Below are 13,142 nucleotides of genomic sequence, written 5' to 3'. Positions count from 1 at the left end.
TTTAAAGCTCTATTACTTTCAATTGATTGGGTTTTACATTTTCAATAGTGCTTGTTTCGCCGTTAGGCCACACGACTTTAAGTTTAACCGATTTTGCATTGCCCAGACCAAAGTGCTGCACTTTAGGATGTACTGACATATATCCGTCCGTACTTCGCACCTCGCGCCAAATATTATGTCCATTAGGAAGTGTTAGGTAGATTCGAGCTCCAATAGCGTCTTTCGTTACATTTTTTTGGGGAGCGCCTAACAGTTCAACTTTTAACCAGCCACTGCTCGTCTTTAAATTATTTTGAAACAATGCTGCTGGTTCATGGTAATTGTTTAAAACGATATCCAAGTCACCATCATTTTCAAGGTCAAAATAACTGGCGCTTCGAGAGTTACTCAATAAATTTAAACCTAGCGAACTATCCATTGTTTGTAAGTGCCCATCTTTATTCTCAAAGAAAATATTTAATTCTTTCTCGCTAACAGGAAGAAGTGCTTTTTGCTTGTTTCCGTGTTGATCCTCAAAGTAAGGGTTTTTACTACTGTATAAATTGAACTCATTCATTCCATTTAGAACATATAAATCATCATCTCCATCAAGATCATAATCAAAAAAGTCAGCATCCCAAGACCATCCCGTTGAGGAGTACCCCCGCCCCACACGCTCACTTGGTTGATAACTTAAGCCATCGCTTTTTGAGGACATAAACAGATCATTTGCTTCAATCACTCGCATATGAGCAAGCTTCTCTGCATCGAACTTCATTTGAGTATCTTCATTTGGCAGGACGTAAGTTTCATCTTTATTCATGGTTACGATATTTGAAATATATATATCAGGTAACGAATCTTGATTTAGGTCCGCTATACCAATTCCCATAGTATATGAAGGCTTATCGGTACCAATTTTTGAGGAAACATCGATGAATGTGCCATTTTTTTGATTTATGTAGTAACCATTAACACCAAAATCATTCCCAACGATCACGTCTTGCCAACCATCATTATTCAGATCGGTGTGCGCAACTGCTTGAGCCCATCCTGTATTGTCTAAACCAGAGCCTTTTGTTACATTTTTAAATCTGAAATTACCAATATTTTCATACAATTGATTGGGTTTCCCATTGGTATTACGGCGTTTTAAGGTAGGTAAATCGCCGGTGATATAGTTACCAAAATAAGTAATGTATAAGTCAAGATCGCCATCACGATCATAATCAAACACGGTAGCCGGACCGCCGACGAGACCTTGCCCTCCCAGTTGAGCGATTTCAGTTACATCTTTAAAATATTGCCCTTTGATATTTTGATAAACGCGATGCGTATCATTGACGTAAGTAACAATAATATCTTGCCACCCATCGTTATTAATATCGGCAACTATCGGCTGACGAGCTTCACCTGGATGGTTGTCCTGTTTTCTTGACCAGTTTAATTTGTAGCGTTCAGTTACATCATTAAACTGAGCATCCCCCATGTTCAAAAACAGCTTGTTGCCGCGCCCCCCTAATATAAAAATATCAATTAATCCGTCATTGTTTATATCTTCTGCAGCAACCCCTGAGCCACCGAATGCCGGAGGAATAGTAATAACACCTGTAGACTTGTCACGACGTAAAAATGTTCTAAGTTGGCGATTTAACCAATCTGACGAGCGATGCTCATAATCAAATTTTGCTTGTTTGGATACATTAGAAAACGTTGCAGATTTAATACTATGTTCAGCAGAAGCTAATGGTTGCTCATAATTATTAGATACTAATGCGTTAGTATGTTGTTTAGTTTTATCGATGATAAGCTGCTTTGCCCGAGATAAATGGGCAACGTTTAAATTGGCCGCATTATCTTGTTTGGCAATTGAGCCTGCTTCTCGTAATAGTAAAACACCATATTGCGCAATATTTTCAGTCAATAACTCTGCTGCGAATGGGTCTGGTTCAATATATAAGTCAAACTCGGGCTTGTTTATCGCTGTTTTTAAGTAATGCCAATGTGCGCCAGCATCACGAAATGCATCCATGTCATAAGACTCAATATACACCATTTCCTTATTACCTAACTTGGGGAAGAACAAAGCATCTTCATACTCATTAATTTTATGAGGTATAAATTGATTAACAAATTCATATACATCACTCTCTTGCACTAAGCTTTGTTTATTTTCCATCGCCAATTGCTGAGCGCCTAAATAGAGGTCGCTTGCAAACTCACTTATTATCTCAGCGTATAGATTAATTATTGCATCACTATCAGATTTGTTGCTTGGCCAAGAAGTTCGAGCAAAATATACCTGTAGGTTTCGTAAAAACACTTGATTTGAAACTTGATTGTAAGCTGAATATGAACTGAGTTTTTTCTCAACCATTGCATTAAGTAATGTAGGTGAGCGCTTAGCGTATTTAATAGAGCCATTTTGTTTTTGAACTGGCTTCTCTCTCACACCAAGTTCACGCCAAATCGAATTAATGACTTCAAGTTCAATTTCAGCTTGATTGTTGATGCGTGCAGTGTTGTCTGCAACTTTTAATGCTGCCAACGTGTAAAAATCTAAGCTATTCTTCATTGCATCAACAGCCTTAGCTGTTAGTGGCAGTAGTTGGTTGTCAAAATCGAGCAATGCATCTTGTTGAACGGCAAGGACTGCCCTCAATGAATAAGCAATACTTCCATACTGACGCTTATCATCTTTGTGTAACGTTACACTATTGTCGCCAGAAAACGTGATGCGCCAGTGTTGATTTTTATCCTGATTCACTAAAAAAAACTGCTTTTGCGCTTCAAGTATATGGCTTTTCAATACGACTTGCTCGGATTCAGCTTCAGCTAAAACGTGTGCGTGCTGCCATAGAATTTCAATATACTCTTTTTGCAGCATGTTTTTAGCAAATCTTGCCTTATCACTTAGTGGAGTCCCAAACATAAAGTCCTCTAAACGAGAAGCCGTTGCATAACATTTGGGCTCAGATTTTTTTTCGAGCTCATTAATGGCATTTAAAATCGTTTTCAAGGAGTTATTAGAACTTGCCAAAACAGCTTGAGAGTGAATTAGCACCCAAACAATAGCAAAAAAATAAATAGGCTTTAAAAGAAACATACGCGTTAGTATCCACCGATGTGCAAGGGATAATTAAGAATTTGTTCATCTATTATGAATGATAACAAATGGGTCGAACATGAACTGTTCAGACCAATAATTATAGAAACTATTATTCCACAATTGTAAATATTTGTTAAACTAATAAATAACTATTACTGAATAGCAATCTCGTGTTTAACAGTGTAACTAACGCACACGTTTACTAGGGTTGTACCCGAACGTAGAGGAACGAACAATGTCCAGCAAGGTAACCATAATGTTGGCCTGTGTGTTTGCCAGTGGCAGCGCATTAGCTAATGCCGATATAATAAAAATTCAAAAATCTAAATCTGAGCATATTGCCATTACAAAATCGACGAGCCATATCGACTTCACTCCGGTAAAACACTACGACAAATACATAATCTCTGTATCGGGTCCGAGTGACTTCTCGAAATCATTTGAGTCTGACACGCCGTCACTAGATATTGGTGATTTGAACTTGCCTGTAGATGGCACTTTTAATTATCAGATACAAGCCGTTACTTACCTGCAAGAAATCAAGGACACTATGAACAATGGTCGTTCTGAAGACGCGAGAGGCTACATTAGTAAAGTAGACGTTACTGGTGGCAAGTTTACTACCGAGAATTTTTCAGTAAAAACACATCAACAAGCAACTGAGAAAAAACCAACCTTTAAGCTTGGTTTAGAGTAGGGTACTAATAATGAACGCAAAAAATATATTTAAAACAAGTGCCCTGACAACAGCTCTATTAATGAGTTTGCAGACTCAGGCAGACCAACAAATTTTAGATAATTTGATTGTTCAGGGCAGTGTATGTGTTGGCCTAGATTGTAACAATGGTGAAAGTTTTGGCTTTGATACGATTCGCTTAAAAGAAAATAATGTTCGAATTAAATTTCAAGATACCAGCACATCGTCTGCTTTCCCATCAAATGACTGGCAACTCACAGCAAATGACTCTGCAAATGGTGGGGCGAATCGATTCTCAATAGATGATATTGATGGTGGTAAAACCCCATTTACAGTAGAAGCAGGCGCTAGAACTAACGCATTATATATTGACGATGCTGGCCGCATAGGTGTTGGTACCAGTGCTCCAATTGCGAATGTACACATTAAAGAGGGTAACACACCAACACTTCGCTTAGAACAAGACGGTTCATCGGGCTTTTCTGCTCAGACTTGGGATGTTGCAGGTAATGAGAGTAACTTCTTTGTGCGTGATGCAACGAACAGCGGTACACTTCCATTTAGAATCCAACCAGGTGCCTCCAATGCGAGTATTTACATAGCCTCTGATGGTGATGTTGGCTTTGAAACGACCTCACCTGATGGTCAGTTTGACGTAGCTCACTCGTCGAATAGTAATAACCATGCGTTTTTAATTGATCCTTCAAGTAATGTGGGTGTAAACATAGATAACAGTTACATGCCAAATGGATTGTTTGATGTTCAAACTACAGGTGGTGTTTCACAATTTACTATAGAGAACGATGGCGATATAAAAGTTTCAAATGGGCAACTAAAACTCACGACTAATGCGAGTGACATTGAACGTCTTGGGCAAAAAGTTCAATTTGGTGTTATGTCTGGATCGGGTTTACACAACAGAAGTGTATTTGCTACTTCAGATGCTTCTGATGTTATCGAAATCGAGTACCGTTCTAATAATCAGCAGAAATGGGTTCAAAGCTCGAGAAATAGCTTAGATAACGATAAATTTGTATTTTTTAATGGCAGTGCGAGTGAAGTTTTAACGCTTTTCCAATCTGGAAACGTACATATTGGGGGAGTAGCTGCAGGAGTATCTGATGCATCAGGTCGCTTAATTAATACTGCAAGTGGAGCTTATTTATCTTCAGCCGGAGTATGGACTGATGCGTCTAGCCGTACATTAAAAAAGGACGTCACATCATTATCCCTAGAACAAGCAATAAAAGCACTTAAAGAACTAAACCCTGTAACATTTAATTACAAGCGCTCACCAAATGATCTGCATGTTGGGTTTATTGCTGAAGATGTGCCCGAGTTGGTCGCAACTTTAGATAGAAAAGGGCTGGCTTCAATGGATATACTAGCAGTTCTTACAAAAGTTGTGAAAGAGCAACAAGAAACAATTGAAAAACTCGAAAACCTAATTAATAAAAAATAGAATATTGCATTGAGTAAACGCAACAAGTTAACTCGTTGCGTTTACCTTTGTTCGCTGGATCTCTGGCGACCTAGTTAAATCTATAGAGTTTTAGTTTTAGACTTATACTCTGTTATAGTTCGAAAATAATACTCTTCACCATCTAAATCAAGTTTGGCTGGTGCAAATGGAGGAAAAAACATTGCCCGAATAAATCGGTCTATCTTAGACTCACTCCATTCTCGGTTAATTTTTCCATCATATGGCAAATCTCGGTTAAAATAGCTTCCCTCACCTTCCTGCGCATATCCTTTATCGCCACCTAAAACCATTTGCAAGACTAAAGGTAACTTTTGTAAAGCCTGTAAGATTTGTTTATGAAACAAACTAAATGAAGTATCTGAATCTTCAATTTTAATTGACTCTTGAAAAAGAATGTTTCCAGTATCTAATGTTTCATCCATGTAATGATAAGTGAAACCTGTAAATTCATCTTCATTGATAAGAGACCATGAAACAGAATGAGCGCCTTTATATTTCGGTAATAGCGAAGGGTGAAGATTAACACCTCCCAGAGAAGCTAAATCTAATAAGGCCTTAGGTATAATATTTCGATAGTGAATACTTAAAATGATATCAGGGCGTTGTATTTTAACCCACTCCAATGTATCTACCGACTTTGCACTTTCAGTATTCTTTCGAATATTACGTAAATCACACAAAGCATGCAGACCACTATTTCTACTATCATTTTCATGTGTTAATACACTTATTTGCTCTGGTAATACACCCAAGGAAAAAAGTGTACTTATTGCCATCTCGGCAGGGAGGCCATAACCTGCAACTAATATATTCTGTTTAAAAAGATCCATTTTATTCCCCTAAAATTTCTTCAATATAGCGAGCAGCAACTTCATCCCACGAAGGAAATTTATCGAACAACTCTCTTTGCTCTTTAAATAATTGCTCTTTATTCTCGAGCCCCCAAATAATCTTATTAACCATGTCATAATCAGAATAAGGATCAAAAAGCATCGAATCTAACAAGTGCGGGGTGCGCTTAGTAAGGATTTCCCTAGTGACAGGTATGTCGCCCATAATTGAGGGCGTACCCACTGAATATGCTTCACAAAAAGTAAAAGGCATACCCCCTTCAAATAATGAGGGATTGACTGACAAAGAAGCCAATGCATTAAAAGCAGCCAATTCTTTTGAAGACAAATTATGAGCAATCAACACCTTTGAATGCATATTATTTTCAGAAATAAAGTTTATGATCTCAGGTGCATGCTCTATTGAGCACGTTAACACTAATTTTAAATTAATACCCTGCTCTCTATTTATATTTTCAACACAACGAACGAGTGCAAAAATATTTTTATAAGGCCTATATTGTGAAGAGTAAAAAATATAGTTGATATGCTCAAAGTCAACCGAAGACCAAAATACATTTTGATGCTGGATAAAATAATCTCTTAGAATACTGAGTGCAACTTTACGAGTTTCGTCCAAAGTTTGTTTTTTGTTTCCTAAAAGTAAATATTCTTTTAATGATACTCGGCCATGATTAATTACCGTGACATTTTTGCGGTCAATACCCAAAAATTTCCCCAAATGCTTTTCTTTAACATACTCACTATAAGTTATTAATTTATCAGCCGAGTAAGCCGCGGCTTCTAACTTACTAACAACATTTTCTACCCATGGATATACAAAATGTGATGGCATTTCATTTAAGACCAAATCTGGAGATACGACTATTTTGCGAGCATTGATTTTACCGATTTCAGACCAGAACAAAGTCGGAACAAACCACTGTCCAATATCGGTTCTAGTATTTATTTTGCAAATCAACTCATCTAGTTCAGATTCTATTAGTAGTTCAGAACCCTCTATAGCTAACACGTTATTTCTTATACTTGAAAGCGACCCTGTTACAATCCTGTAAGGCATTGTAATTAAATTTTTTATATTCAAGGGTAAAAGGCGATAGATCAGATACGGCAAGAAAACTGGCAAAAATAAGAGAGCAAAAGTTAATAAACCTATAAAAAACAAGAGAAGTTCTATCAAAGGTTGAAACAATTTATAGCTTTTGTTTGCAACAGCTACTTTTAATACTCTTTTTTTTGCAAATGTAATTAAGCTAGATTTAAAACCTTCGACATAGTCAAACAAACTTTTGCGCTTTGATGACTTCTTTCTTCTGAGTCGAACAGCAAGAGGAATCCCTTCCGTCATTAAAAGCTCAATATTAGAGAGTGGAATATTATGGTCTTCTAATAACTCTTCTAAATGAATTTGAAACCATTGAGGGCATGCAATAACTAACTCACTTTCACCGGCTTGGATACCTTTGATTACGAAAGCTAACAGTCTACCTAATCCCTCTTTCTTAATAGATGTTTCTGAAGAGTAGCCTAAAAAAATACCCACTTTATTCACAACCGTATACTCCTAGTATTTTTCTTATCTGTTGAGCATCAATTTTGATTCTTTTAGGCTGCCCAAAATCACCTATCCATTGGCTGTTAATAACCTTCAACTTGCCTTTTGAAAGGTTAAAATTCTGTTTTATTTGCATTACTGAAGACTCGTTAAGTACGAATACTCCCTCTGCTCTATTAAACATATCTTGGAGTATTACCCTTTCATAATTAGCTAACTCTTGGGCATCGGAGAACTGTATATTATCACTGATGATCATGATAAATGGTTTTATTGACGCGACAGGCTTTTTAAATTTTGATCCTACAATGAACCATAATTCACAATCCATAAAGTCAGAACGATTATCGGACGGAATATTATAAACTTCAACCGTTCCATACTTTGAGTAACCAGAAAGCCTCTGAGCTACGCTTTGTTGTTCATGATCCATATCCTTCCAATGAAAAAGTCTTCCAGACTTCTGTGTCTCAGCCAACATTAATGGTGAATTTGCCGAGCTTAAATGACCAAGGATCCCATTTTCTCCGAACGTTTTGATAACTTTATGCAACGCTAAAGTTGTTGTATTTGTCTTGTGTGATTTATCAATAGGCAATATAGCGACTTTGCTAGAAGACTGTATTCTATTTACTTGGGTATTTAGCAAAGGTCTAAAATTATCATCCCATGTGGCCTTAACAAAATCCTCTGAAAAAAATCTTAAAAAAGGTTTATTACACTCTTTGACTTTCGTTGAAAAGTCCACGTTATCAGCAAGCACTTTTTCTACCTTATTCACAGCTTCACTGAATGTGTCACATGCACCTATTTCTTTTTTACCAGCAAATACTCCAAGCATACTTTTTTGCATATAAATGACCGGCATGCCGTATGAAATTGCCTCTATTGGGTGGTAATAAATATGTGTTGGTATTTCACTGTGATAAAACATTACCGCACTAGTGCGATATACTTCTTTATAATCCTCAGTTGATAACCTACCCACTACATTTGGATCATCAACAGGTATTGTTTGAGCGCCACATATAATGTGCGGAAGATGGCCAAAATATTCTTTAAACTTTAAATAAGCTTGCTTATTTTCATCATACGTATTTATATCAGGGCAAACAAATAAAACTCGCTTTTCCCCCCCACCCCATGTATTTGCATTCTCTCGCACAAATTTTGGCAAACCTAACGGCAAGTATAAAGCCCTCGATTTAAACTGAATAGGCTCTAGCTCTGATATATGACTATACCCAGCAGCAAACCAAAAACGTTCAGAAACATTAGCTATACGCCTATTGAACCCCGGTAATGTTATCCAATTTGCAAAATCAAAATATGATGATTCAGGATCTGTTAAACCAAAAGCTCGAAGCAGGATCTTACCTTCAAAGTAACGGGCGATATTATCAAACATTGGGAACATATATGCACAAATACAAATTTCAAAATGCTTATTGATAATTTCCCTTATTTCCAGAGTAAATTCGGAAGTGTAAAAGTCAAACTGGTTAAGTACTTCTAATTCAGCTTTTGGGATACTGAGTGTATTATCGTAATCAAATGAGACACTTGCACTGCGGTTATCTGAGTTTTGAGGAAATTTCTTAGGAACAAAGACTTCCAAATCGTAATCTAATAATAATGGAACTTCACACTCTCTCAGTGTTGTGTGGTTAAGCAACCAAAGTACTCTTTTAGTTTTTTTCATAATTAGTACAATCTATTTAGTTAGGTTTGAATAAAAGTACAGTGCATTATCGATACTATCGTCACAGATCACCTTACCATTTTTAAAAACAATGCCTCTATTACAAATTTTTCTGACCATAGATTCATCATGAGAGGCCAAAATTAACGACTTCGATTCATTAATAAGCTCTAGCAAACGATTTTTAGCTTTCTCAATAAAGGAAGCATCACCAGCACCAATTACTTCATCAATTAAGAGTAGTTCCGCCCGGTATGCAGTAGTAATTGAGAATGCTAAGCGAACTAACATACCTGCAGAATATGAACGTATCGGTAGATCAATAAACTCACCCAGCTCAGAAAATTCAACGATTTCACGTTCTTTGCTCTTCACTTCACTTGGTGATATCCCCATCAATAAGCTCCGATACAGGATATTTTCTCGCCCGGTCGCATCAGGTTCAAACCCTAAACTGATATCAAACATAGACCTAATATCACCACAAACAGTTAGCTGCCCTGAGTTAATTGGGTAAATTCCGGCAATCATCTTTAAAAAAGTACTTTTACCCGCACCATTATGTCCAATTAGAGCAACTTTCTCACCTTCGCTGATAGAAAGCGAAACCTCATCAATTGCCCTAATACTTTTGTAGTTTTTATTAACTCCAAATAACTGTTTAATAGATGGTTTCGTATAAGAGAACTTTGGATATTCTAGGACAACATTTTGAAGATTAATCAACTCCTTACAGGGCATAAACTAATCTCCGCTCAAATTTATAATTTATAATAGCTCCACAAATTAACAACACAAATGTAAAGCTAATAGCCATTAAATATGACGTTAACCCCGCAACCTTCCCTTGCAGCAGAGGTGCTCGAACAAGTTCCATTAAATGATACAGTGGGTTAAGGTCAACTAAATATTGAGCCCCTGCATCAATGAAGAAAGATGGGAGAAAATATACCGGTGTTGCGAACCACAGGATTTGCATAATTAGTGCTGTGATATTTGGAGTATCTCTAAAGTAAGTTCCCATATAAGAAAAGACTACTGCTGCACCTACACCACAAAAAGTATAAATAACGATTGCAGGGAGCAAACTAAGCCACGATAAATTTAAATTCTCAGGAAAGCTATAGAGAGACCAAACTAGAGCTCCAGAAAGGCCCAGCATAAGAAAAAATACATTAACGATAACTATACGAATTGGATAAATGATTAATGGGGTTTTTATTTGTTTTATGTAAGGTTCAGCTTGAATATAAGCTGTCGCTCCTCCCGTTAAACACTTTATAACAAACTCCCAAAAAACAATACCTGTATAAATAAAAGGCGCATAATACTTCATCTCTTGCTTAAACAAAGTACCAAGAATCAATGTTAAAATAGCACTAATCGCAAGCGGTTGAATTATTGGCCAAATCAACCCTAAATATGAAGCTCTAGAAGCTCCTCGAATATCAGCTGATATTAAATGGGCACAAAAGTGCCTCATTTTATATACATCAAATATGTAACTTTTTAACTTCATTTAGATAATTCATTAAAAAAGGTTCTTATGACTTCAGATATATGTTTGATTTCTTCATCTGTTAAATCAGGGTAACTAGGTAAATTAAAACCAGACAAACTGATTTTTGAAGCACTTTCAAAAATATCATCAGTTGAACAATGTGGCATCGTATTTACGCAAGGAAAAAATGGTCTAGTATCGATTCCATGCTCCTTCAAGTAATTACGCAATGGTTCTCTTATTTTTGCATCATCAAGTATGACCGAACACATCCAATAAGTATGAAAACAATTAGGCTGTTCTTTATGAGTGCTTAATGGTAAGTCAGCCAAATTACTCTGGTAACTTAATGCTATAGCTCGTTTTCGAGCAATCACATCGTTGGCTGTTTGTAATTGTGCGTACCCAATAGCTGCTTGAATATTAGTCATACGATAGTTAAAAGCTAAGTCGTCATGCCAATATTCCTTAGTTTTCGAAACGCCTTGATTTTTTATATGGCAAGCTTTTTCATATACTTCCTGTGATTTACAAACAACCATACCACCTTCGCCTGTGGTAATTGTTTTATTTCCAAAAAAGCTAAATGTTGCGACATCTCCAAAAGTACCTGCATACTGCCCTTTATATTGAGTTCCAAAAGCTTCAGCTGCATCCTCAATCAAAAAGAGCTTATTTTCTTCACAGAGCTTAACTAACGGATCCATATCACAAGGGTGTCCATATAAATGAACAGCCATTATCGCCGCCGTTTTCTCTGTTATTTTGTTAGCGGCATCTTTTGTGCAAATCTGTAATGTTTCAGGGTCACTATCTACAAATACAGGAATAGCCCCGATTTGTAATATTGTGTTCACTGAAGCAACATAAGTAAATGTTGGCACAATAACTTCATCACCAGCTTTTATACCCAAAGCAACCATCGCTAAGTGTAAAGCCGTAGTGCCATTACTTGTAGTGGTCGAAAACTTAGCACCAATAAACTTAGAGAAATTAGCTTCGAATAAGTCAATGTATTTGCCTTTCGAAGAAATCCAAGTAGAGTCTAAACATTCGTTTACATATTTTTTTTCTAAACCATTAAAGTGTGGTTTATACACGGGAATCATATAACTTCCTTGAAAGCCATGAGAAACATGGCTAAAGAATAGGTTTATCGAGCTACTTTATTAAGCTTTCCATGGTTGGCCTCTTGCTCAGCCAATTTTTGGTCAGCTTCAGCCATCTCTTCAACAAGCGCCTCAAATGTGTACTTAGGTTTCCAACCAAGTTGTGTTACCGCTTTGGTTGGGTCACCTAATAAGGTCTCAACTTCAGCAGGGCGGAAATATGCAGGATCAATAGCAATAACTAGGTTACCATTTTGGTCATAACCTTTTTCGTTCACCCCTTCTCCTTCCCAATGAATTTCAATATCCATGTGAGCTGCAGCTTTCTCAATAAATTCTCTTACGCTGTATTGCACACCAGTAGCAATTACAAAATCTTCTGGCTTATCTTGTTGCAGGATTAACCATTGAGCTTCAACATAATCCTTTGCGTGACCCCAATCACGTTTGGCATCAAGATTACCCATGTAAAGACACTTTTCTAATCCATATTTGATGCGAGCAAGGCCTCTGGTGATCTTACGAGTAACAAAAGTCTCACCTCGAAGTGGAGATTCATGGTTAAACAAAATTCCGTTGCAAGCATAGATTCCATATGCTTCACGGTAGTTCACTGCTATCCAGTAAGCATATAATTTAGCTACAGCATAAGGAGAACGAGGGTAAAAAGGTGTCGTTTCTTTTTGAGGTATTTCCTGCACCAAACCATACAACTCAGAAGTAGAGGCTTGGTAAAACTTTGTTTTATCTTTTAAACCAAGAATTCTTATAGCTTCTAAAATACGTAAAACACCAACCCCATCAGAATTAGCAGTATATTCAGGTTCTTCAAACGAAACAGCCACGTGGCTCTGTGCAGCCAGGTTATAAATTTCATCAGGTTGAACTTCTTGAATTATACGTAATAAGCTACTTGAATCAGTAAGGTCCCCATGATGCAGCTTTAGCTTTACACCTTCGTTATGAGGGTCTTGGTATAGGTGATCTATTCGATCTGTATTGAATAAAGAGGTTCTTCTTTTGATACCGTGAACTTCGTATCCTTTTTCTAAAAGCAGCTCAGCTAAATAAGCTCCATCTTGACCTGTTATGCCCGTAATTAGGGCTACTTTATTTGACATTTTTTTTCCTATTATTTTTTAGTTTACTGCGCTGC

General features: G+C 36.9%; 10 protein-coding genes. 2 read left to right on the top strand and 8 right to left on the bottom strand.

All coding sequences use genetic code 11. The features are described 5' to 3' along the window. Window position 1: 1 nt before the first annotated feature. Window positions 2-3,085: a CRTAC1 family protein gene (locus L1068_RS12065; protein WP_237130481.1), complete on the bottom strand. Its 3,084-nt coding sequence runs from the start codon at window positions 3,083-3,085 to the stop codon at window positions 2-4. A gap of 238 nt (window positions 3,086-3,323) precedes the next feature. Between L1068_RS12065 and L1068_RS12060 the strand changes: the two genes are divergently transcribed. Next, window positions 3,324-3,785, top strand: coding sequence for a hypothetical protein (locus L1068_RS12060; protein WP_237130480.1), 462 nt, complete (start codon window positions 3,324-3,326; stop codon window positions 3,783-3,785). 10 nt (window positions 3,786-3,795) lie between these two features. Continuing rightward, window positions 3,796-5,247, top strand: coding sequence for a tail fiber domain-containing protein (locus L1068_RS12055; RefSeq protein ID WP_237130479.1), 1,452 nt, complete (start codon window positions 3,796-3,798; stop codon window positions 5,245-5,247). A gap of 80 nt (window positions 5,248-5,327) precedes the next feature. Here L1068_RS12055 and L1068_RS12050 read toward each other — a convergent pair whose 3' ends face one another. The 7 genes from L1068_RS12050 to gmd are packed head-to-tail and all read right to left on the bottom strand — an operon-like array spanning window position 5,328 to window position 13,107. Continuing rightward, complete coding sequence (locus L1068_RS12050; RefSeq protein ID WP_237130478.1) at window positions 5,328-6,098, bottom strand: formyltransferase family protein; 771 nt, start codon at window positions 6,096-6,098, stop codon at window positions 5,328-5,330. Window position 6,099: 1 nt separating this feature from the next. Further along, window positions 6,100-7,671, bottom strand: coding sequence for a glycosyltransferase (locus tag L1068_RS22150; RefSeq protein ID WP_237130477.1), 1,572 nt, complete (start codon window positions 7,669-7,671; stop codon window positions 6,100-6,102). After that, window positions 7,664-9,376 carry a hypothetical protein gene (locus tag L1068_RS12040; RefSeq protein ID WP_237130476.1) on the bottom strand — a complete coding sequence of 571 codons (1,713 nt, stop codon included), beginning with the start codon at window positions 9,374-9,376 and terminating at the stop codon, window positions 7,664-7,666. The genes L1068_RS22150 and L1068_RS12040 overlap by 8 nt, the downstream gene beginning before the upstream one ends. Window positions 9,377-9,388: 12 nt before the next feature. Then, complete coding sequence (locus L1068_RS12035; protein ID WP_237130475.1) at window positions 9,389-10,117, bottom strand: ABC transporter ATP-binding protein; 729 nt, start codon at window positions 10,115-10,117, stop codon at window positions 9,389-9,391. Further along, complete coding sequence (locus tag L1068_RS12030; protein WP_237130474.1) at window positions 10,107-10,895, bottom strand: ABC transporter permease; 789 nt, start codon at window positions 10,893-10,895, stop codon at window positions 10,107-10,109. Before L1068_RS12030 ends, L1068_RS12035 begins: the two co-directional genes overlap by 11 nt. Next, window positions 10,892-11,986 carry a DegT/DnrJ/EryC1/StrS family aminotransferase gene (locus L1068_RS12025; protein WP_237130473.1) on the bottom strand — a complete coding sequence of 365 codons (1,095 nt, stop codon included), beginning with the start codon at window positions 11,984-11,986 and terminating at the stop codon, window positions 10,892-10,894. Before L1068_RS12025 ends, L1068_RS12030 begins: the two co-directional genes overlap by 4 nt. Window positions 11,987-12,030: 44 nt before the next feature. Further along, a complete protein-coding gene (gmd, locus tag L1068_RS12020; protein ID WP_237130472.1) occupies window positions 12,031-13,107 on the bottom strand; it encodes a GDP-mannose 4,6-dehydratase in 1,077 nt (358 codons plus the stop codon). Window positions 13,108-13,142 lie beyond the last annotated feature (35 nt).

Origin of the sequence: Pseudoalteromonas sp. MMG024 (assembly GCF_021654175.1) — a bacterium.
Classification (GTDB): domain Bacteria; phylum Pseudomonadota; class Gammaproteobacteria; order Enterobacterales; family Alteromonadaceae; genus Pseudoalteromonas.
Note: the sequence above shows the minus strand (reverse complement) of the source record. Positions and strands in the feature narration are given on the sequence as shown.

Coding starts and splice junctions, on each gene's coding strand:
- L1068_RS12065 (WP_237130481.1), bottom strand. CDS start 3,085: ATGTTTCTTTTAAAGCCTATTTATTTTTTTGCTATTGTTTGGGTGCTA.
- L1068_RS12060 (WP_237130480.1), top strand. CDS start 3,324: ATGTCCAGCAAGGTAACCATAATGTTGGCCTGTGTGTTTGCCAGTGGC.
- L1068_RS12055 (WP_237130479.1), top strand. CDS start 3,796: ATGAACGCAAAAAATATATTTAAAACAAGTGCCCTGACAACAGCTCTA.
- L1068_RS12050 (WP_237130478.1), bottom strand. CDS start 6,098: ATGGATCTTTTTAAACAGAATATATTAGTTGCAGGTTATGGCCTCCCT.
- L1068_RS12040 (WP_237130476.1), bottom strand. CDS start 9,376: ATGAAAAAAACTAAAAGAGTACTTTGGTTGCTTAACCACACAACACTG.
- L1068_RS12035 (WP_237130475.1), bottom strand. CDS start 10,117: ATGCCCTGTAAGGAGTTGATTAATCTTCAAAATGTTGTCCTAGAATAT.
- L1068_RS12030 (WP_237130474.1), bottom strand. CDS start 10,895: ATGAAGTTAAAAAGTTACATATTTGATGTATATAAAATGAGGCACTTT.
- L1068_RS12025 (WP_237130473.1), bottom strand. CDS start 11,986: ATGATTCCCGTGTATAAACCACACTTTAATGGTTTAGAAAAAAAATAT.
- gmd (WP_237130472.1), bottom strand. CDS start 13,107: ATGTCAAATAAAGTAGCCCTAATTACGGGCATAACAGGTCAAGATGGA.